Raw genomic sequence first — 20,687 nt, forward strand, 5'->3', positions numbered from 1 at the left:
GCTAGCGCCGCTGGCGATAGCGTTCGGCCAAGGACTGCACGAGGGTGACGTAGGATTGCGTCTCGGCATAGGGCGGTATCCCGTTGTACTCGACCACGGACGCCTCGCCTGCGTTGTAACCCGCCAACGCCAGCATTTGGTTGCCGTTGAAGCGCTTGAGCAGCCAGGCCAAGTAGCGCACGCCGCCATGAATATTCTGTTGTGCATCGAACGGATCGCCCACAGCGAAGCGCGCGGCGGTGGCGGGCATCAATTGCATCAGTCCCTGGGCACCGGCGACTGAAATGGCGTTGGGACGAAACGCTGACTCGGCGTGTATCACTGCGCGGACCAGCGCCGTGTCGACCCCATACTGACCCGCAGCAGCTTCGATTTCCCGCCGATAGGATTGGGTGTCCAGGCGCAGTGAAGCCACCTTGAAGTCCTTCGGCGCCATGCACAGATAGCAGTCCTTGATGTAATAAAGCTCAAGAACATCGACCCGTGCGGAGATCCCGACAGGGCGCCGGCTCACATATTGTCGAACGCCCCTGTGGATGAAGGTGAACACCCTGACCCGCACCGCACCGGAGTCGTCGGCCCGCACCTGGCGTGGCAAGACTGGGACCTTGGTGCCGGCAGCGTCATTGACCTGGGTACAATGAGCGCTGGCAATGGCTTGGCGGGTGTAGTGGATGGCGCCGTCCGTGGTTTGGCACTTGAACATGGCGCTGGCGCAGAGTGGAGCAACCACCAATGTCAGCTGGATGCAGCCCACAACGCTCCTGCGAACCCATCGCCATGCCCTGCAACTCATCACATCGCTCCACACCACAGGTGGTGCTCAGCCCTGGGCACCACGCCCGGGGGCTATCTTGGGATGGCCCATGCCGGCTGGCCCACCTTATGTTCTGGTAGTTATACCCCTTGTAACCGGCCTTGTAACTTGGCTGCGGGACGTGCTGCGGCCACGGCGGATCAAACGCTGCGGGTCACGCCGCCATCGACCTTGATGTTCTGCCCAGTGATGTAGGCAGCGCCGTCACTGGCGAGAAACGCAATGGTGGCCGCGATTTCCTCGCTGGTGCCATAGCGCTTGAGCGGCACGCTGTCGCGACGTTGCTCAGTGCCCGGCAGGCTATCGATCCATCCAGGGAGCACATTATTGATACGTACATTATCCCCAGCGAAGGTATCGGCGAAAATTTTGCTGAACGCGGCCAAGCCTGCGCGCAATACAGCGGACGTCGGGAACAGCTCACTGGGTTCGAACGCCCAGGCGGTGGAAATGTTGATGATCACTCCGCCCTTCTGACGTTGCATGTAGGGGGTCACCAGGCGCGTTGGACGAATGACATTGAGCAGATACGTGTCCATGCCTTTGTGCCAGTCTTCGTCGCTGATTTCCAGAATCGGTGCGCGCGGGCCATGGCCGGCGCTGTTGACCAGCACATCGATACGGCCCCACTTATCCACCACAGCATCGACAAGGCGTTGCAGGTCTGCAATTGACTGGTTGCTGCCGGTTACACCAATGCCGCCGAGTTCGGCAGCCAACGCCTCACCCTTGCCCGAAGAAGACAGAATGCCGACCTTGAAACCATCGGCGGCCAAACGTCGTGCTGCTGCCGCGCCCATACCGCTGCCGCCGGCCGTGATGATCGCAACTTTTTCTACTGACATACTGCCTCCAGATATTGAAATGCTGATTGCTTAAGTGCCTTAACCTTAGCAGCAGCCTTCACCAGGAGGGAGACAGCGAAACTTTACGCTTTCAGTAGATTAACTATCGCCAGCTTGGATCTTGAGCCAATCCTTCACAATACTTAATGATTCGGGCTGCTGAATCTTCCGTGGCCGGACCAGATAAAACGACTTCTCGACGGTGAGTTGCTGGGCAAACACCTGCACAAGCCTGCCGGCGACGATGTCATCGTGGACGAAGGCCGCACTGGCCAACGCGATGCCCTGCCCACTAATGGCCGCTTCAATGGCTAACGAGGTCTGGTTGAATCGCAGGTTTTTGGCCGTTGGCTGTGCATGTTGCGGGAATAGTTCTGCAAGGAACTGCGGCCAGAAGTTATGGGCATCATGAAGCATGATGAAATCTTGAAGCTGCTCAAAGCTGACGGTGGCTGCGACGCCTTCAAACAACGTTGGGCTGGCTACCGCAACGATGCGCTGCTCCATCAGCAACTCGCTATTGAGGCCCGCCCCGAATGCTGAATTGCCATAGCGCACGGCAATATCTACGCCATCGGTGCTGAAGTGGGAAAGACGATCGGTAGCCAGCACGCGCAAGTCGATATCCGGATAACTCAGTGCAAAACTGCCAAGCCTGGGAATGAGCCATTTAGAAGCAAAGGTAGGTGTCACGCTAACCGTCAGGTGAGCCGCCTGGGGCCTGAGCAGGCGTGTTGCCTCATTGATCATGGCCAACGCACTGCGAATGTTGCCGCTGTAGCCCAGGCCCGCGTCGGTCAACGCAAGGCCCCGGGGCATACGTTCAAACAAACGCAGATCCAGACTCGCCTCCAGCCCGCGTATCTGCTGAGCAACCGCTGCCTGGGTAACGCCCAGCTCCTCGGCCGCTAGGCGGAAGTTCAAATGGCGAGCCACTACTTCAAAAACACGCAGCGCGTTAAGCGATGGCAATTGAGGAAAACCGTCTGACATGGCAATGGAATTTCTATCGGGTTATGAAAATTTTCATGCCTCTCTCACGCCTGGGCAAGGTTGTTAACCTGACCGGGCTCAAAAGAGTCACTGTGCCGAGGCTACCCTCTGAGAATAATTAAAAAAACCCGTGCCAGTAGAAAACCGATATCCACTAACGGGTTCTCTCATGAAAAAGACCGCTGTCGCTGCCTTCATCTTCCTCGGCGTGGTGTGGGGCAGTAATTTCATCTTCGTCAAATGGGCTGCGCAGCTTATTTCGCCATTGCAAATCACCTTGTTGCGGGTGTTGTTCGGCTTCTTGCCCGTGCTGGCTTATGCCGTCAGCACCGGAGCCCTGAAGCGCAGTCACTGGCGGCATGCTCACCATTTTCTAGCGATGTCACTGCTGGCAACCGCTGTGTACTACTTTGCTTTCGCCAAAGGCACCGCATTACTCGATACGGGCATTGCCGGGATGTTGGGGGGTGCGATACCCCTGTTCACTTTCCTGTGCGCCTGGTTGTTTCTGCGCAGCGAGCAGATCAATACAGTGAAGACACTGGGCATCGCGCTAGGCTTTGCTGGCATTCTAATCGTGGCCAGGCCGTGGTCCTCACAAGGGGTGATTAGTCCGGCTGGCATTTGCTACATGATTTTCGGTGCGTTGAGCGTGGGTGGCTCTTTCGTCTACGCGAAACGGTTCTTGAGCCCGCTGGGCCTACCCGCTGCAGCCCTCACCACCTACCAGATTGGCGTTGCGCTTTTCCTGCTGTTGCTCGTTACGCCTCTTGATGGCATCGAAGTGGTCTTCTTGAACCCGCGTGCCGGGGTTGGCCTGGTGGTCGGTTTAGGACTGCTGGGCACCGGCGCTGCCTACCTTGCCTATTACTACATTGTCGAGGCATTTGGCGCATTGACCGCCTCAGCCGTGACCTATATCCCACCCGTTGTGGCGCTGCTGATTGGCGCAGCGATTGGTGAGCCCATAACGACGGGCTCCTGGATTGCGGCGGGGCTTATCTTGGCCGGCGTAGCGCTGGTGCAACTTCACGCCCAAATCCACAAATCTCGCGACGTCGGCAGCGCTGGTGTTGTCGATGTATTGAGATCGCGTGGCGGTTAGGTCGCAGCCTCCAGCCTGCCCATCTGGTTTCGGGACGTAAAAAAGGCCATTACTGCGGCGAGTGTCAGCAAAATGGCGCTTGCAAGAAATGTGATGCGATAGCCGCTCCCGTCGAACAGCAATCCACCGAGAGTAGATCCCAACGCTATGGACAGTTGAATGACTGCCACCATCAGGCCACCACCGGCTTCAGCATCCCTTGGCACCGACTTGGCCAACCATGACCACCAGCCCACCGGTGCCGCCGTCGCGATCAGGCCCCACAACCCCAGCAGCACAAAAGCCGCCACAACTTCGCCGCCAAGGACGATCAAGGAAAGTGCAAGGGCGGCCATCAGCAGAGGAATACCAATCAGGACGCGGTACATGCCGGTTTTCAGCACAGTGCCGATCAGGATGGTCCCGACAAAACCCGCCACACCGATGACCAGCAGAATCATCGACAACATGGACACATCTACACCCGTGACGGTTTCCAGGAACGGGCGCAGAAAAGTGAACAAGACAAACTGCCCCATGAAGAAAATGCCCACACTCAACATGCCGAAACCGATCAATGGGCTCTTGAGCAATCGAAAGACATTGCCAGCGCCCGCTTTACGCGGCGCAGCGGGCATGGCTGGCAAGCTGACCCACTGCCAGATCAAGGCAATGATCGCTACCGGGATCAGGCAAAAAAACGCGCCCCGCCAACCGATGACACTCCCCAGATAACTCCCCAGTGGTGCGGCCACTACGGTTGCCAAAGCGTTGCCGCCGTTGAAGATCGCCAACGCCTTGGGCACGCTGTGCGGCGGTACCAGGCGAACGGCCATTGCCGCCGACATCGACCAGAATCCGCCGATCACCACGCCGATCAACGCCCGCCCAATCATGTACACCGTATAGTTTGGCGCCACACCGACCACCAGGCCGGATACGCACATAATCCCGGTAAGCATCAGCAGCAGCAACTTGCGATCCATTGAGCCCGCAAGTCTGGAAATCGCCAGGCTTGTCAGCACCGCGAAGCTGCCGGAGATGGCGATCCCGTACCCGGCCAGCCCTTCACTGACGTGCAGATCCGACGCAATCGGCGTGAGCAAGCTGACCGGCATGAATTCCGAGGCGATCAGCGCGAATACACACAGTGACATCGCAAAGATGCTACTCCAGTAAGCCGGCATCTCCCCAGCCTCCAGCGTACCGAGGACATCCGAGACATCCGAGACATCCGAGACATCCGAGACATCCGAGACATCGTGCACTTGAGCCGTCATAAATAAACCTCTATTCCTATCGTTGTTGACTGGAGCACTGGCCTTTTAACTAAACACCGCCAGGTGCCGGTTAAAAAAGGCGGTGAGTTTGGCCCAGGGAATCAAGTTCACGCGGTCGTACAGATCCACATGACCCGCGCCTGAAACCCAGGCCAGCTCCTTGGGTTCGGCGGCGCGCTGATAGGCGTCCTCGCTGAATTCTCTGGAGTGCGCCTGAGTGCCCGCGATGAACAGCAGGGGACGCGGGGAAATCGTCTCAATATCGTTAAATGGATAGAAATTCACGAACCTGACTTCACTGCTCAACGCGCGGTTTTGCGTCAGTTCCAGTGTTCTGCCAGGAGGGATATGAATGCCACGAGGCGTGCGGTAGAAGTCCCAGAACTCACGCGTTACCGGGTCTGCGTCTTTAGCAAGCTGCAACGGCAGATAGTTCAGAAATTGCAGTTGCCCGCCAGGGAACTCGTCGTGGCGTTGCTCGGCGGCTTTTGCGAGCATGGCCTGGCGCTGCGCGATAGTCACCGAGTGCCCCAGGCCATTACGGGTGACGGCGCCCATGTCATAAAGGCTGACGGTGGCCACGGCTTTTAGACGCGGATCCATCTTGGCCGCACTGATGGCAAAGCCACCGCTGCCACAGATACCCAGCACGCCTATACGGTTGCGGTCGATAAAGTCCTGCGAGCCCAAGTAGTCAACAGCGGCACTGAATGCATCGGCATATATTTCGGGGGCCACCTGGTTACGAGGCTGGCCCTCACTCTCACCCCAGAAAGGCAAGTCAATCGCTAGCGTGATGAAGCCTTGCTCTGCCAGCTTTTGCGCATAGAGCATGGAGCTTTGCTCTTTAACAGCGCCCATGGGATGACCGACGATAATTGCAGCCACGTTAGCGTTTCGGGCCAGACTTAAGGGGGTAACAAGATTACCCACGATCTGAAGATTGTATGAGTTCTTGAAGGTCACCTTGCTCACAGTGACCTTGTCGCTTTTATAGAAATTGTCGGCATCTTTCGGCGCGCCTACAGCGTTTTTCACTTCAGCTGCGAAGGCTGACCCGCCCGCGGCCGAAATGACGCCCAGAGCCGCAATACCGACGCCGGTAACCTTTAAGAACTCGCGTCGGTCAAGCCCCGCACAGACCGAGGCTTCCGTAGGTACAGGCAGAGTTACAGGTGTCTCGCTCATCATCGGTACTCCGTTGCAGATAGGTGGCAGAGCTTGACGGATTAGAGATACTCTGATTAGTAGGCATAATCTTCATGCGGTTTTGAGAAAAATTCATTAATGGCCACCACCAAAGTCAATGACCTACAGGCTTTTCTCGCTGTGGCGCGCGATCAAAGTTTCACAAAAGCGGCCGCCAAACTGGGTGTTACGCCTTCTGCGCTAAGTCATACAATCCGGGCACTTGAGCAAAGACTGGGCATACGCCTGCTGGCCCGCACGACACGAAATGTGTCACCAACAGAGGCTGGAGAAAGGTTGATGCGCTCGATCGCTCCGCTTTTTGATCAGATCGCCATTGAGCTGGATGCCTTGAGCGAATTGCGGGACAAGCCCAGCGGCACGATCCGTATTTCCTGCACTGACGATCAGATCGAGTTGTGCATTCGGCCGATGCTTGCAGACTTCCTGAAGAACTACCCAGATATCACATTGGAGTTCTACGTCGACTATGGATTCACCAACGTAGTCGAGGAACGCTTCGATGCTGGAATTCGCATGGGCGAATCAATCAGCAAGGACATGATTGCAGTTCGCATAGGACCGGATTGGCGGTTGGCGGTAGTGGGCTCTGCGGCGTATTTCGAGCGCAAACCTGCACCCTCGACACCCCATGAGCTGACGGCCCACGACTGCGTCAATATTCGACACAGACCGTCAGGGGCGATTTACGCCTGGGAGTTTGAACGCGATGGCCAGGCGTTTACGGTTAAGGCAGATGGCCAACTCGTTTTCAACAGCATCATGCATGTTCTCAATGCTGCCGTTGATGGCATTGGCCTGGCCTACGTACCAGAGGAACTGGTCGCACCGTACCTGGCCGACGGCCAACTCAAAGAAGTCCTGGCCGATTGGTGTCCCGAATTTCAGGGCTACCATTTGTATTACCCCAACAGGCGCCAGTCCTCTCCCGCATTTTCTGCATTGGTAGAGGCGCTGAGGTACCGAAGCTGAACGTTCTTTTGTTCTCGGTGCGGTAACGCCGGATGGAAGGCTATAGGGTTACTCACAACTGGCTGTTTTCGGCCGATTGCAGCCCTCGACGGCAAGCAGAAACCGGCCAGAAGCGGATATCGAACTGTCGCGACGTTAGCCCCTCAATCAGTCAACTGCCTCTCCATCGGTTGATAGACCAGCCCGGCAAACTCGCCCACCTCCCCCGCCATCGCAAACCCGTAACGTTCATAAGCGGGCACTGAGGGCAACGACGCCCTGACCGTCACCACATGGGCGCTGGCCTGCTCCAGCGCCGCATTCACCAGACGCTTCCCGACGCCGCGACGTTGCCAGCCAGGCGCAACGAACAGCATCGCCACATGGCGCCCTTCCTTGAGTTCAATCAGCCCCGTCAGGGCTCCGTCTGCCACACACACCAGCATCAGGTTGTCGCCCATCATTCGCTCGGCAAACGCCTGCTGTGCAGCCACCTTGGCGAACGTCTCCACGCCCTGCGCCGACAGTGAAGGCGCAACCGCCAACGTGAAAGACTCCAGGCAAAGGGCATTAACGCTAGGCAAGTCGTCGTGAGTCATTTTGCGTATCTGCATGGCCATCTTCCGTGATTGAAATGAATGAGTCTCTCATCTCCAAGGCAATTATGGGTCAGCGGTCTGTTCGAGCAAACACTGTCAGTCGCCTGCTGGCGTGTACCATTGGACTGCGGCATCAGCATGAACATGTTTTTGCGTATCCGCTATGAACGGAGTGTCGAGCGTGCCCAAGGCTATCGAAACCCAGTCGGCAAACGCCCCTTGTGATCGTGACCAGAACAAGGTCGAACCACACTCCATGCAGAACTCGCGCACAACCGTCTCTGATGAGGCATAGGCTTTGATGCAGCTCGAACCCGCTAGTATGCGAAGCGCGCTGCGAGGAACACTGCCGTAGGACGCGAACAATGCCCCGTGCCCTTTGCGACACTGACTGCAGTGGCAGTGACTGACTGCTTTAGGTGGCTGAGTTAGCGCATACCTGACCGCCGCGCACAAGCAACTTCCCTGATAAATCCCAGCCATATCCCATCCATGCACGCAAAATAACGCCAGCTTAATCGCCCTCATCCAATCAGTCGACTGACTGCTATTGACCGCTTGTTGTCTTCCGCGATCGGCAGCTTTGGGCCGGTTGCCATCCTACACGACAGGCCGCTTTCGACCCATTGCGGACACTCGCAGAGCCAGGACGATGGGTAGACCAAGCTTACACCTGGCCGGCACGCATGTCGGGAGGGCTGCCTTAAGCATTACGCGAGTAAAGGGCGAAGGCAGCTTCTGTAGCTCACGATCAACTTCAACTCGGACACCTCCTATCCAGAAATACACATTCAACTATTTTTTCGCCAACGCGTACTGGTTCCGCTCCAGCTCGCTTCCCTTGCAACACTATCAGGTTCATCGTCGATTTCCGCCATGCTCAGTCGCGATGTTTCGGGCAACAACAACGAGCACAACGCGACTAATGCCAGCGCGCCAGCTCCATACAACGCCACGCCTAGCGGATTGTGGTTAGTAAAGATAAGGATTGCAGTGGCGATGCTAGATGCCGTGCCGCCGCCCAGTGCTGCACCAATCTGATAGCTGGCCGAGATTCCGGAGTACCGCATATTGCGCGGGAACTGCTCCCCCAGAAATGATGGTATGGGACCTTGAGTTGCGCCCATCAGCAGACCGATCAAGCTGTAGGCGAACAGGGCAATACCGAAGCTCATCATGCCTACCAGTTCGAAGAAGATGAACAGCCCGAGCGCCATAACCACAGCACCGAACACCATCACCGTGCGCCGGCCCAGTCGGTCAGACAGGTAGCCGAACATCGGCGCGGAGAACACGATTGCGATCGACAAGCTAAGGTCGAACATCAACGCCTGGGTGCTGCCGAAGCCCACCTGGGTAGCGTAGGTCAGGAAGAAGGTGCTGCCGATATAGGCGATGGTGCAGTAGCCGAAGGCGATCCCAGTGCACAGCAGCAGCTGGCGTGGACGCTGCCGCAAGGCATCGGCCAACGGTGCGCGGCCCCCCTTCAGCGTGGGGGCGGCGACCGGTACCGCAGCTTTCAGGCGCGCATACAGGCCGATCAGCACCAGCGTGCCACCGAGCCAGAACGGGATGCGCCAGGCAAAGTCCACCAGGTTGTCGTTGAAGGCGGCACTGACGATGGCGAACACCGCAGCGCCGAGGATGCCACCGACGCCGATGCCCATGCTCGTGAAGCTGCCCCACAACCCTCGCCTGCCCGGCGGCGCCGACTCGACGCCGAACAGCGCGGCACCGCCCCATTCACCACCGGCGGCAAAGCCTTGGATCAGGCGCAACAGCACAAGAAGGATCGGGGCAGCGACGCCGATACTGGCATGGCTTGGCAAGCAACCGATGAGGAAGGTACTCAGGCCCATGAGCAGCAAGGTCGCGACCAGCACCTTTTGGCGACCGATTCGGTCACCGTAGTGGCCGAACACCAAACCGCCCAGCGGACGGGCGAAGAAGCCGGCGCCAAAAGCGCTGAAGGCCACCAAGGTCGCGGTCAGGTGGTCCATTTGCGGGAAGAACACTTGGGGAAACACCAGCGCAGCCGCGGTGCCATAGATGATGAAGTCATAGAACTCCAGCGCAGTGCCCATGCCGGAGACGCAGAAGGTCCGCAGCGCAGACCGGGACGACGCAGGGTTGGAATATTCCGCATGCATTGTTGTTATTCTCGTTGTCAGCGGGTGCCGCCCTGTTCAAGCGGCACCGGGTGGGCTCAGAAACGTTCGAAGCCAGCCTTGGCCAGTTGCAGCGGCGTGCCCGCTACGTAGTCCAGCGCGCAGCGCTCGGTATCGATCCCGACGCTCAGCAGGGTTTCCCAACGCTCGGTATCGGGCATGGCCAAGTCCGGGTGGAAGCAGATCGGTGCGCTGTCGCCTTGCGCGCCACACATGGCTTCGGCACGGGCGCGCAGATCGGCGCGGCCCATCTGGCCGATCACCTGCTCCAGGTGCCCCAGACGACACTGAGTGTCGGCGCGGTCGGCGACCTGTTCGCCCAGGCTCAGCTGCGGGTCGAGGAAGTGGTTGGTGTGCAGCAACCAGCCGTCTTCACGCGGCAGCACCAGCGCCGTGCACGCAGGGCTTAGCTCAATGCTGACGGCGCGCGGGCTGCTGTCCTCGCGGGAGAACACGGTGAGCACGGTGGAGGCGCTGACCCGCGCCGAACGGGCCAGTTCGATGGCTTCCTCGACACTGCTGGCGTCTTCGAGCAGACGGCGGGCAATCGCGTGCACTGGCACACCCCCGCTGTCGTTGTCGCTGGTGTGATGGAGGATGTTGAAATGCAGGCCCAGACCTGCGCTGTTCACCCCCAGCTTGGCGAGCATGCCGAATTCGCAGAACAGCTTGACGGTCATGCCACGCTCGGTGTGCAGCGCCAGCATCAGGCCGTGGGGGCAGAGGCTGTCGTGCCAGTCCCAGGTCTGCAGGGTCTGCGGCGCACGCGGGCCGCGCGGCGCATGCACAGTGGTGGAACATTCGCTGTGACGGGTGCGCGCCGCCAGCACCTCGGTACGGGCGTTCAGGCTTGCCAGCTGCCACAACGGCAGGTCGGCGCCGCTGGCCATACCGATCACCTCGGCCGCCAGGTTCGGGCTCCAGGCTTCCAGGGCGGCCAGGCTGTTTTCACCGATGCGCTGCGTCTCGCGCAGGGACACGCCCACCCGCGGGAAGAAGTCCAGGTACAGCTGGGTGGTATGGCGGATCTGCTCGGCGAAGCGCTCGCCGATCTGACGACCACGTTCGGCGGGCGTGCGGATATCGGTGACTAGGGTGTGGATCTTCACTGCGGGGAACTCCTGGTACAGCAGGCTCGAGGCATCGTTGCTGTTCTGGAAAGAGTGAGGCCGCCTCGCCCCCCTGTTGCATGTACCTGCCGTGAGAGTGACAGGGTAATGGACCGGGCACGAAGTGGCAGCTGTGTTCAAGCAACCACCGCTAGCCTAGCGAGCCACGCCCGGCCGATCATCGCTACAACCCGCACAACTTTTGTGCCTGAGTGGAACAATTGAACCCCGCAGTCTGGTTACAGCCCTTGGCTGCGCAGTTGCTCGTGCAGCAAGGCGATGAAGGCCTGCACCTTGCGCGTGTTGCGCCGATGGGGCAGGTACAGCACGTGCACCCAGGGCCCGAAGGCACTCAACGCCCGCCAGTAGTCGGGCAGCACTTCCACCAGTTGCCCCTTGGCCAAATAGGGCGCGGCGCACCACGTGGGCACGAACTGCAGGCCATGACCATCGAGCAGGCAGGCAAGCAGGAAGTCGAAGTTGTCGCTCACCAGTCGAGGCGTGGGCTGGCGCACGCGCAAGGTCTGGCCCTCGTGCTCGACCCACCAGAAGCTGCGATTGAGCAGAGGATGGCGCAGCAGCAACCAGTCGTGCTGGGCGTAATTCTCCAAGGTGATGGCCTCGCCACGCTGGGCCAGATAGTCGGGGCTGGCGCAGAGGATCACACGGTTTTCGATCAGCGGCTGGGCGATCAGCTCGGGCTGGTCTGTGGGGCCGTCGCGCAGCGACAGGTCGTAACCGCCGTCGATCAGGTCTTCGTTGGCGTCGTTGAGGTTCACCTCCAGGCGCACCTGCGGGTGTTCGCGCATGAAGCGAAAGCACACCTGGTTGAGAAACGCCGGGCCGAACGACGGCGGCGCGGTGATGCGCAAGGTGCCACGTAGTTCGTGCTGCAACTGCTCCACTTCCTCGGTCACCAGTTGCAGGTGCATCAAGGCCTGGCGCGCTCCTTCCAGGTACAGGCTGCCGGCCTCGGTGAGCGCCATGCGCCGGGTGGTGCGCTCGAACAGGCGCACCCCAAGCTCGGCCTCCAGGTGGGCGACGGCCTTGGTGATGGCCGAAGGCGTCTTGCCCAACTGCTCGGCCGCACGACTGAAGCTGCCGTGTTCGGCGGCGGCCACGAAGATGGTCAGGGCCGTCATTTTGTCCATGGTTTCTTCCTGTTCGGCAAAGCGAGGCAATGGAGAAAGCGCGCAAGTATCCACGCCTTTCCATCAAGCCCGCAAACAGCGCGGATTTGAATAGGCGTCGAGAAGGCGTGTGGCTTGCACCATGGCAATCATAGGCAAGGGATTGTTTCCCGATCGCGAAAAAAGTTGTGCCTGTCGCCGCATTTAACCGGCCTTGCGCGTTGGCTAGGCTGCGGCACAATCACAACAAGAACGAGGCACCGAATGAAGCACCTCCTGAAGATGGCGATCGGCGCGGGCCTGGCCTGCACCTCCCTGCACAGCTTCGCGGCAGTGGACGTGATCTTTCACAACGCCAAGGTCTACACCGCCGAGCCAGGCCAACCGCTGCAGCAAGCGGTGGCGGTCGAGGGCGAGAAGATCGTTGCCGTGGGATCCGACCAGGCCGTTCTGGGCCTGAAGGCCAAGGGCACTCAGGTCATCGACCTGGGCGGCAAGGTGCTGATGCCAGGCATGCTCGACTCCCACTCCCATGCCATCAAAGGTGGCCTGCAACTGGAGCTGGCCAACCTGATGGGCGAGCAGATCCCCCTCGAGGAACTGGAGCAACGCCTGCGCGAGTGGCACAAAGATGGCAAAGCCGTGCGTGGCGAGTTCCTGGCCGTCGGTGGCGTACCGAGCACCTACTGGGATGACATCCCGGCCCTGGAGCAGCGTTTCAACCATGGCGAATGGGCTGACCAGCCGATCCTGCTGGCCGCCAACGACATGCACACCGGCTGGGCCAACCAGGCCCTGCTCAAGCGCGCCAAGATCGACGCCAAGACCATCGCGGCGTTGCCCGCCGAAGCACGCAGCACCATTGGCCAGCATCAGGACGGCACGCCCAACGGGTTTCTGGCCGACGCCAGCTACTACCCGGTGACCGACCTGCTGCCGCCGCTGTCCCACGGCACCCTAATGACCGCCGGGCGCATGGCCCTGGATTACTCCAAGCAGCTGGGCATCACCGGCTGGATGGACCCGCTGGCCAACGAGCTGCCCGGCGCGGATGTGAAGAACGACTCGCTGGGCGTGCTGCCGGTCTACAAGGATCTCTCCGAACGAGGTGAGCTGACAGCGCACATCGCCGCACTGCTGATGGCTGACTCCAAGGCCCGCCCAGCCGACCTGGATGAGCTGGACAAGGTACGCCAGCAGTTCTTTGGTGTACGCAATCTCACCCTGCCCGGCATCAAAGTGTTCGCCGACGGCGTTGCCGAAATGCCAGCGCAAAGCGCGGCGATGCTTGAGCCCTACAAAAACTCCGGCCAACGCGGTGAACTGCTGCTGGACCCGAAGCACTTCGGTGAACTGGTCGATGCCGCCGATGCCCGTGGCTGGCTGGTTCATGTGCATGCCATCGGCGATCGTGCCGTGCGCGAGGCACTCAACGGCGTGGAACAGGCCCGACGCGCGCGACTCAGTGGTGTCCCGCACTCGATCACACACTTGCAGATGGTCAGTGCCCAGGACTATCCGCGCTTCAAACAGCTCGATGTGATTGCTTCCATGCAATTGTACTGGGCCAGTGCCGACGAAACTAACGTCGACCTGGTCAAGCCGTATGTCGATGAGCATGCCTTCGCCCACAGCTACCCGGCCCACTCGCTTTACAAGGCCGGTGCGACCATCGCCGGCGCAAGCGACTGGCCGATCACGACCCCGGAGCCGTGGAAGGCGATCTACCAAGCCGTCAGCCGCAAGGGCGCCAAAGGCGTGCTCAATGCCGACGAAGCCATCGCCCGCGAAACCATGTTCCAGGCCTACACCCTCAATGCCGCCCGCGCCATGCGCCTAGAGCAGCAGGTCGGCTCACTGAAGGTGGGCAAGCAGGCCGACATGATCGTCCTCGACCGAGACGTGTTCAACGTCGATCCCGACGGGCTACGTGACACCCAGGTGCTGCAGACATGGTTCGCCGGCAAGCAGATCTACCAGCGCTGATCGCATCGCAGAGAAACCCGCTTGCACGGACTCGACACGAGTCCCTGTGGGAGCAGCTGCAGCCGCTAAACGCCCCCCCGTTGCACCGTGCACAACAACAATAAATGGAAAAAGCACCGAATGACCGTACGCAACCTAATCGCAGGTGGCCTGCTCGCCTGCGCCCCGCTGGCCCATGCCATCGACCTCAACGACGATTTCAGCCTCGAGGCTAAGGCTGGCATTTTCAGCGACTACCGCACCCGCGGCATCTCCCAGACCCAGAACGATCCCGCCCTACAGGGCTCGTTGACCCTGACTCACGCCAGCGGCCTATACGCAGGCGTATGGAGCTCGAACGTCGACTTCGGCTTCGGCAGCAGTACGCGCCAGGAGCTGGACTACTACGCCGGCTACTTGTGGCAGATCAACGACGACGTCACCCTCGACACCTCGTACATCAAGTACGCGTACCCGCGCCAGGGCGACTTCAACTACGGCGAGTATCATGCCGAACTGCGCGCCTGGGGCGTGCTGCTGGGCGGCAACTATTCGGACAACTTCAACGGCGACCAATTGATGTTCTATAGCTACGTGGGCTACACCACGCTGCTGCCGTACGACACCGGCTTGCTGGTGCGCTACGGGCGCAACGACTATAAGGACCCGAGCTGGTTTGCCAATGATGGCGCCAGCCGCGACGACTACCACGAATGGGAAGTGAAGCTAACCCGCACGATGCTGTCGCTCGACTGGTCGGTCAGCTACATCGACACTGACCTCTCCAAGAGCGAATGCGCCAGTTACCTCGGCTTCAAGGATATCTGCTCGGCCACAGTGGTGGTCTCGGCCAGCAAGACGTTCTAAAGCTGCGAGTTGCGACAAGCTGGCTGTTATGGGTCGAAGGAAGCCGGGTGGCTGCTCTCGACCCATAGCTGCCCTTCATGGACGGCAGCTAGCGGCCAGAAGCAGTCATTCGACACTCCTCGTGCCAACCGTATAATTTGACCCATTTAGTTACCAGGTTGCCTAAAAAAATGATCGGCACTTTCCAAGGCAGCTATCTCTGTGGCGCCGTCAGTTACGAAATCAAATCACGCCCCAAAGCGCTTTCACATCGCCATTGCAACCAATGCCGTAAAAGTCATGGGGCCGCGTTTGCCCGCTATGGCAGCGTGCTGCGAACTGACCTGCATATCATCCAGGGCGCGGAGTGCATCAGGACTTACCGCTCTTCCGAATCAGTGCTTCGTCAGTTCTGCGACCAGTGCGATTCGTCGCTGTTCTGGTCGCGAAGCCTTCGGTTCAACTGCTACCAGTCCTCGACAAAGCGCACGCGCTCAACGGTCAACCCAAACCTGCAACAATGCTGCCTCTTCGGGCTTCGTAACTTGCGTGGCAAACGTTCAGGTATTTGAATAACAAATTTGCGGGGAGCAGCCACATTGGAATTGAGACAACTGCGCTATTTCGTAAAAATCATCGAGCTTGGCAGCCTGGGGCGTGCGGCACTTGAACTGGACGTTGGTGTGTCAGCCCTCAGTCAGCAAATCTCCAAGTTGGAAAGCGAACTGTGCACCCGCCTCCTGAATCGAACCTCCACCGGGGTGACGCCCACTAGCGCCGGATTTGCGTTTTTACACCATGCCCAATTGACGCTACGCCAGGCGGAAAACGCAATCATGGCCGCCCATCGCGGGCGAATGAGCGGTTATGTCAGCGTCGGCTTACCGCCGACTACCGCGACGGTGCTGGCGTTACCGTTGATCAACGCAATGCGTGCGCGTTATCCGGACATACAACTGCATTTGGTGGAAATGCTTTCTGGCCACTTGGCGGCGCAGCTCAACGCACGGCAAATTGATCTGGCCATCCTGTTTCAGCTCGAAGGGGGTAAACGCTGGAGCGTGACTCCGCTGCTGGATGAAAAGCTGTTTGTCATTGCCTCGCCCAGCCTGCCTCAAGCGCCTTCTGGTGACAGCGTGCAGTTAGCCGACCTCGGCGGTCTGCCGCTGGTGATGCCCAGCGCGCAACATGGATTGCGCTCGGCATTGATGAGCGCGTTCGAGCGGGTTGGGCTAACACCCAATGTCATTATGGAAGTCGACGGTCTCGCTGTTTTAATGAACGCCGTTCGGGCAGGTCATGCGGCAACGATACAACCGGGGGCGGCCGCTGCATTGAAAGACGGCTCCGGACTTTCACTGATCAGGATTGCCGATCCCCATGTGGGCCGGCGTAATCTACTGGCGACGCTGGCTGACGACGAACTCTCTCCGGCGGCGCTGGCAACGCGGTTGGTCATCGTCGATGTGGCGCGACAGTTGGTCGTTGACAAACAGTGGCCTGGAGCTACATGGATAGAAGGGTAGACGCGTAATCCTCCTTCACCCCGGACACGTAAGTCTCTCCTGACGACAAGACAAAGCGTTTAGAAAAACTAAACACCCCCCGTCAAACGCAGCCTTTCGGCCATTCCTTCGTCGCTCTATCGTTCTCCCCACTCGCAAGGAGCACTTCGTTCCCGCTTCCTTGCAAATCGAGGAGCGATAATGATCGATGTCTTAATCATAGGGGGTGGCAACGCTGCCTTGTGCGCCGCTCTGATGGCGCGAGAAGCGGGCGCCAGCGTGATGCTGCTGGAAGCCTCTCCGAAAATCTGGCGCGGTGGCAACTCCCAACACACCCGTAACCTGCGGTGCATGCACGACGAACCGCAGGACGTGCTGATCGATGCCTATCCGGAAGAAGAATACTGGCAAGATCTGCTGAAGGTCACCGGTGGCCTTACGAATGAAAAGCTTGCACGCATTGCCATTCGGGCATCGTCCTCTTGCCGCGATTGGATGCGTTCGCACGGCGTGCATTTCCAGCCACCGCTGTCCGGCGCGCTGCACGTGGCGCGGACCAACGCTTTTTTCATGGGCGGCGGCAAAGCGCTGGTCAATGCGTATTTTCGCAGCGCCGAGCGACTGGGTGTAAAAGTTCGCTACAACACGCAAGTGACCGACATTGAGTTGGATGAGGGGAAATTCGTCGCCGCCCATGTGGGTGAACATGAGGTCGATGGTCAGCGTTTCGCCGCCGAACGCATTGAAGCCCGGGCCTGCGTGTTGGCAGCCGGCGGCTTTGAATCCAACCGTGAATGGCTGCGCGAAGCCTGGGGCCAGAACGAACGCGGTGAATGGCCATCGGACAATTTCCTGATCCGGGGCACCCGATTCAACACTGGCATTTTGCTACGGCGCATGCTCGACCTTGGCGCAGATGTGATCGGCGATCCGACGCAAGCACACATGGTCGCGATTGATGCCCGCGCGCCACTCTACGACGGCGGCATCTGCACCCGAATCGACTGCGTATCGCTGGGTGTGGTGGTCAATCGTGATGGCGAACGCTTCTACGACGAAGGTGAGGATTTCTGGCCAAAACGTTATGCGATCTGGGGGCGTCTGGTGGCCGGACAACCCGGTCAGCAGGCGTATTCGATCATCGATCAACAAGCCATCGGCCGCTTCATGCCGCCGGTCTTTCCCGGAACCACCGCAAATACTCTGCAAGACCTCGCCCGCCAGTTGAAGCTGCCTCAAGAAAAATTTGTCAAGACTGTCGAGGACTACAACAGCGCCTGCCGCGTTGGCACGTTCGATCACACGGCGTTGGACGACTGCCACACCCAAGGACTGTTGCCCGCCAAAACCCATTGGGCGCGGCCATTGGTGAAACCACCTTTCTACGCCTACCCGCTTAAACCGGGTGTCACGTTCACCTACCTCGGCCTCGCCACCGACGAAACCGCTGCCGTGCATTTCAACGGCAAAGCAAGCCCCAACCTGTTCGTCGCGGGAGAAATGATGGCCGGCAATGTTCTGGGCAAGGGCTACACCGCCGGCATCGGCATGGCCATCGGTACCGCGTTTGGCCGCATCGCCGGTGTGCAGGCGGCCGCTTCGGTGGGCTTTGGCGTTTCATCTGCAAACACGGAGTCACGACATGCAACTGTTTGATCCCCAAGCGTCGGGCGGGTTGATCCCGGTGTTGAATCTTGACGAAAGTGAAGTCCAGCGGCAGATGACCATCTGCAATGCCTGCCGTTATTGCGAAGGCTTTTGCGCGGTATTTCCGGCGATGACCCGGCGCTTGGAATTCACTCAGGCCGACATCCATTACCTGGCGAACTTGTGCCATAACTGCGGCGCGTGCCTGCACGCCTGTCAGTACGCCGCCCCACACGAATTCGACGTCAACATACCCAAAGCCATGGCCAAAGTGCGCCTGGATACTTACGCCGAATATGCCTGGCCGCAAGTGATGGGCAAGTTGTATCAGCGCAACGGCCTGACCCTGGCGCTGGCTTCCGGTGGGGGACTGGCGTTGTTTTTATGCCTAACACTGATGCTCATGGGCAACTTGTTCACGGCCATTCCCGGGGGCAACTTCTACAAGATTTTCCCGCATAACACCCTGGCGCTGATGTTCGGCTCAGTGTTCGGCTTGGCGGTACTTGCGCTGACCCTGGGTGTACGGCGCTTCTGGCGCAACGTTTCACCGGTCGCAGCGCCGCTGCCGTTGAAAACGTCCGCTGCATTGGAGGCTACGGCCAACGTCGCCAAGCTTAAGTACCTGGACGGCGGCCATGGCGAAGGCTGCAACAACGCCGACGATCAATTCACCTTGTGGCGACGCCGATTCCACCACCTCACCTTCTACGGCTTCATGCTGTGCTTCGCCGCCACCGGCGTCGCCACGCTCTTTCACTATCTGCTGAAGTGGTCGGCGCCTTATCCGATCATCAGCTTGCCGGTGATGCTGGGTATTGCCGGTGGCATCGGCCTGCTGATCGGCCCGGCGGGGCTTCTTTGGCTGAACCTGCGCCGCAACCCTGCGCACGGCGATGAGAACCAAAAACCCATGGATCGCGGCTTCATCGCGCTGCTGTTTCTGGTCAGCGCAAGCGGCCTGGCGCTACTGGCTTTGCGTGAAACCAGCACCTTGGGCTTGATGTTGGCTATCCATCTCGGCCTAGTCATGGCGTTTTTCCTGACCATGCCCTACAGCAAATTCGCCCACGGAATATTCCGCAGCGCAGCGCTGCTCAAACACGCCATCGAGAAGCGTCAACCCAACCCGATCAACGCTGGCAGCGACTGACGGTTAAAACACTCATTCCAAAAACAATAGTGAGCAGAACGGTAGCCATGATGAAAACGACAACGGCAACAACCCGAGCCAAGGGGTCCAAATTGGGCGCCATTTTGCGGGTCACCAGCGGTAACTTTCTCGAGCAGTTCGACTTCTTTCTGTTCGGGTTCTACGCGACCTACATCTCCCAAACTTTCTTTCCAGCCACCAGCGAGTTTGCCTCGCTGATGATGACCTTCGCGGTATTCGGCTCCGGATTCCTGATGCGTCCGTTAGGCGCCATTGTGCTGGGGGCGTACATCGACAAGGTGGGCCGTCGCAAGGGGCTGATCGTGACGCTGTCGATCATGGCCGCCGGTACCGTCTTAATCGCCCTGGTTCCGGGCTATGCCGCCATCGGCGTGGCAGCACCGACTCTGGTGTTGTTGGGCAGGCTGCTCCAGGGCTTCTCCGCCGGCGCGGAAATGGGCGGTGTTTCCGTGTATCTGGCGGAAATTTCCACCCCCGGCCACACCGGTTTCTACACCAGTTGGCAATCGGCTAGCCAACAGGTGGCGATCGTCGTCGCGGCCGCGTTGGGCTACACGATCAATGCCACGATGCAAGCCGCTGAAATCGCCGATTGGGGCTGGCGTATTCCGTTCTTCATTGGCTGCGTGATCATCCCGTTCATTTTCATTATTCGCCGCTCACTGGAAGAAACCGCCGCCTTCACTGCTCGCAGCCATCGTCCAACCACTCGCGAAGTTTTTCGCTCGATGAGTGACAACTGGCGCACCGTCCTGGCGGGCGGCTTGCTGGCGTCCATGACCACCACCACGTTCTACCTGATTACGGTCTACACACCTACGTTTGGCAGGACAGTACTGAACCTGAGCACCACCGACAGCCTGGTGGTCACACTGCTGGTCGGTATCAGTAACTTTATCTGGCTGCCTATCGGCGGCGCCCTCTCCGACCGCATTGGCCGTCGGCCACTGTTGCTGGCGATATCGTTGCTGTGCATCTTCACCGCCTATCCCGCTATGCACTGGCTAGCAGAGGCGGCGAGTTTCGAACGACTGCTCGCTGTTCTCCTGTACTTCTCATTCTTCTTTGGCATTTACAACGGCGCCATGGTCGCGGCATTGACCGAAGTCATGCCACAAAACGTGCGGGTAGTCGGGTTTTCTCTGGCCTTCAGTTTGGCCACTGCAGTTTTTGGCGGTTTTACCCCAGCAATCTCGACGCTGCTTGTCCAGGCCACGGGCGACAAGGCATCACCTGCCTACTGGCTGATGTTCGCGGCGATGTGCGGGTTCACGGCGACGACCATTCTGTATCGTCGGCAAAAAACTTTGGCAGCCCGAACCGTTTAGTTCCTCAATCGCCGACGCTTGCCACGCGTCAATCCAC

General features: G+C 59.3%; 19 protein-coding genes. 9 read left to right on the forward strand and 10 right to left on the reverse strand.

Annotated features, from left to right (window positions below; translation table 11 throughout):
* Position 1: 1 nt before the first annotated feature.
* From H8F21_RS04180 to H8F21_RS04190, 3 genes are all read right to left on the reverse strand, one after another.
* A complete protein-coding gene (locus H8F21_RS04180; RefSeq protein WP_203482261.1) occupies positions 2 to 796 on the reverse strand; it encodes a lytic transglycosylase domain-containing protein in 795 nt (264 codons plus the stop codon).
* 161 nt (positions 797 to 957) lie between these two features.
* On the reverse strand, positions 958 to 1,662 hold the full coding sequence (locus H8F21_RS04185) for an SDR family oxidoreductase (protein ID WP_203482263.1): 705 nt from the start codon (positions 1,660 to 1,662) through the stop codon (positions 958 to 960).
* A 99-nt stretch (positions 1,663 to 1,761) separates the two neighbouring features.
* Entirely contained in the window at positions 1,762 to 2,655 is an 894-nt protein-coding gene (locus H8F21_RS04190) for a LysR substrate-binding domain-containing protein (RefSeq protein ID WP_203482265.1), read from the reverse strand.
* 169 nt (positions 2,656 to 2,824) lie between these two features.
* On the opposite strand from H8F21_RS04190, the gene H8F21_RS04195 reads away from it, so the two are divergent.
* Positions 2,825 to 3,760 (forward strand): DMT family transporter, encoded by a 936-nt coding sequence (locus H8F21_RS04195; protein WP_203482267.1) that lies wholly within the window; start codon positions 2,825 to 2,827, stop codon positions 3,758 to 3,760.
* On the opposite strand, the gene H8F21_RS04200 is transcribed toward H8F21_RS04195, so the two are convergent.
* A complete protein-coding gene (locus H8F21_RS04200) occupies positions 3,757 to 5,019 on the reverse strand; it encodes an MFS transporter (protein WP_413243028.1) in 1,263 nt (420 codons plus the stop codon). The two genes, H8F21_RS04195 and H8F21_RS04200, sit on opposite strands and share 4 nt — an antisense overlap.
* A 45-nt stretch (positions 5,020 to 5,064) precedes the next feature.
* Positions 5,065 to 6,210, reverse strand: coding sequence for an alpha/beta hydrolase (locus H8F21_RS04205; RefSeq protein WP_236042868.1), 1,146 nt, complete (start codon positions 6,208 to 6,210; stop codon positions 5,065 to 5,067).
* Positions 6,211 to 6,306: 96 nt separating this feature from the next.
* Here H8F21_RS04205 and H8F21_RS04210 point away from each other — a divergent pair, with 96 nt between their 5' ends.
* Entirely contained in the window at positions 6,307 to 7,200 is an 894-nt protein-coding gene (locus H8F21_RS04210; RefSeq protein WP_203482273.1) for a LysR family transcriptional regulator, read from the forward strand.
* A gap of 143 nt (positions 7,201 to 7,343) precedes the next feature.
* Here H8F21_RS04210 and H8F21_RS04215 read toward each other — a convergent pair whose 3' ends face one another.
* From H8F21_RS04215 to H8F21_RS04235, 5 genes are all read right to left on the reverse strand, one after another.
* On the reverse strand, positions 7,344 to 7,793 hold the full coding sequence (locus tag H8F21_RS04215) for a GNAT family N-acetyltransferase (protein ID WP_203482275.1): 450 nt from the start codon (positions 7,791 to 7,793) through the stop codon (positions 7,344 to 7,346).
* Positions 7,794 to 7,874: 81 nt separating this feature from the next.
* On the reverse strand, positions 7,875 to 8,261 hold the full coding sequence (locus H8F21_RS04220; RefSeq protein WP_203482277.1) for a GFA family protein: 387 nt from the start codon (positions 8,259 to 8,261) through the stop codon (positions 7,875 to 7,877).
* A 308-nt stretch (positions 8,262 to 8,569) separates the two neighbouring features.
* Positions 8,570 to 9,928 carry an MFS transporter gene (locus H8F21_RS04225; protein WP_203482279.1) on the reverse strand — a complete coding sequence of 453 codons (1,359 nt, stop codon included), beginning with the start codon at positions 9,926 to 9,928 and terminating at the stop codon, positions 8,570 to 8,572.
* Positions 9,929 to 9,984: 56 nt separating this feature from the next.
* Positions 9,985 to 11,055, reverse strand: a complete 1,071-nt coding sequence (locus H8F21_RS04230) for a C45 family autoproteolytic acyltransferase/hydolase (protein ID WP_203482281.1) — start codon at positions 11,053 to 11,055, stop codon at positions 9,985 to 9,987.
* Between the two features lie 239 nt (positions 11,056 to 11,294).
* Positions 11,295 to 12,206, reverse strand: a complete 912-nt coding sequence (locus tag H8F21_RS04235; protein WP_203482283.1) for a LysR family transcriptional regulator — start codon at positions 12,204 to 12,206, stop codon at positions 11,295 to 11,297.
* Positions 12,207 to 12,449: 243 nt separating this feature from the next.
* Here H8F21_RS04235 and H8F21_RS04240 point away from each other — a divergent pair, with 243 nt between their 5' ends.
* From H8F21_RS04240 to tcuC, 7 genes are all read left to right on the forward strand, one after another.
* Positions 12,450 to 14,171, forward strand: coding sequence for an amidohydrolase (locus H8F21_RS04240; RefSeq protein WP_203482285.1), 1,722 nt, complete (start codon positions 12,450 to 12,452; stop codon positions 14,169 to 14,171).
* Positions 14,172 to 14,291: 120 nt separating this feature from the next.
* Positions 14,292 to 15,017 (forward strand): TorF family putative porin, encoded by a 726-nt coding sequence (locus H8F21_RS04245; RefSeq protein ID WP_203482287.1) that lies wholly within the window; start codon positions 14,292 to 14,294, stop codon positions 15,015 to 15,017.
* A 170-nt stretch (positions 15,018 to 15,187) separates the two neighbouring features.
* Positions 15,188 to 15,568, forward strand: a complete 381-nt coding sequence (locus H8F21_RS04250) for a GFA family protein (protein WP_203482289.1) — start codon at positions 15,188 to 15,190, stop codon at positions 15,566 to 15,568.
* A gap of 27 nt (positions 15,569 to 15,595) precedes the next feature.
* A complete protein-coding gene (locus H8F21_RS04255) occupies positions 15,596 to 16,522 on the forward strand; it encodes a LysR family transcriptional regulator (protein ID WP_203482305.1) in 927 nt (308 codons plus the stop codon).
* Between the two features lie 180 nt (positions 16,523 to 16,702).
* Complete coding sequence (gene tcuA / locus H8F21_RS04260) at positions 16,703 to 18,157, forward strand: FAD-dependent tricarballylate dehydrogenase TcuA (protein WP_203482290.1); 1,455 nt, start codon at positions 16,703 to 16,705, stop codon at positions 18,155 to 18,157.
* The gene (gene tcuB / locus H8F21_RS04265; protein WP_203584073.1) at positions 18,144 to 19,301 is read left to right on the forward strand and encodes a tricarballylate utilization 4Fe-4S protein TcuB; all 1,158 of its coding nucleotides are present in this window, start codon (positions 18,144 to 18,146) and stop codon (positions 19,299 to 19,301) included. The genes tcuA and tcuB overlap by 14 nt, the downstream gene beginning before the upstream one ends.
* Before the next feature lie 47 nt (positions 19,302 to 19,348).
* Positions 19,349 to 20,650 carry an MFS transporter gene (gene tcuC / locus H8F21_RS04270; protein WP_203482299.1) on the forward strand — a complete coding sequence of 434 codons (1,302 nt, stop codon included), beginning with the start codon at positions 19,349 to 19,351 and terminating at the stop codon, positions 20,648 to 20,650.
* Positions 20,651 to 20,687 lie beyond the last annotated feature (37 nt).

The sequence above is a fragment of the Pseudomonas arcuscaelestis genome (assembly GCF_016881005.1).
Classification (GTDB): Bacteria; Pseudomonadota; Gammaproteobacteria; order Pseudomonadales; family Pseudomonadaceae; genus Aquipseudomonas; species Aquipseudomonas arcuscaelestis.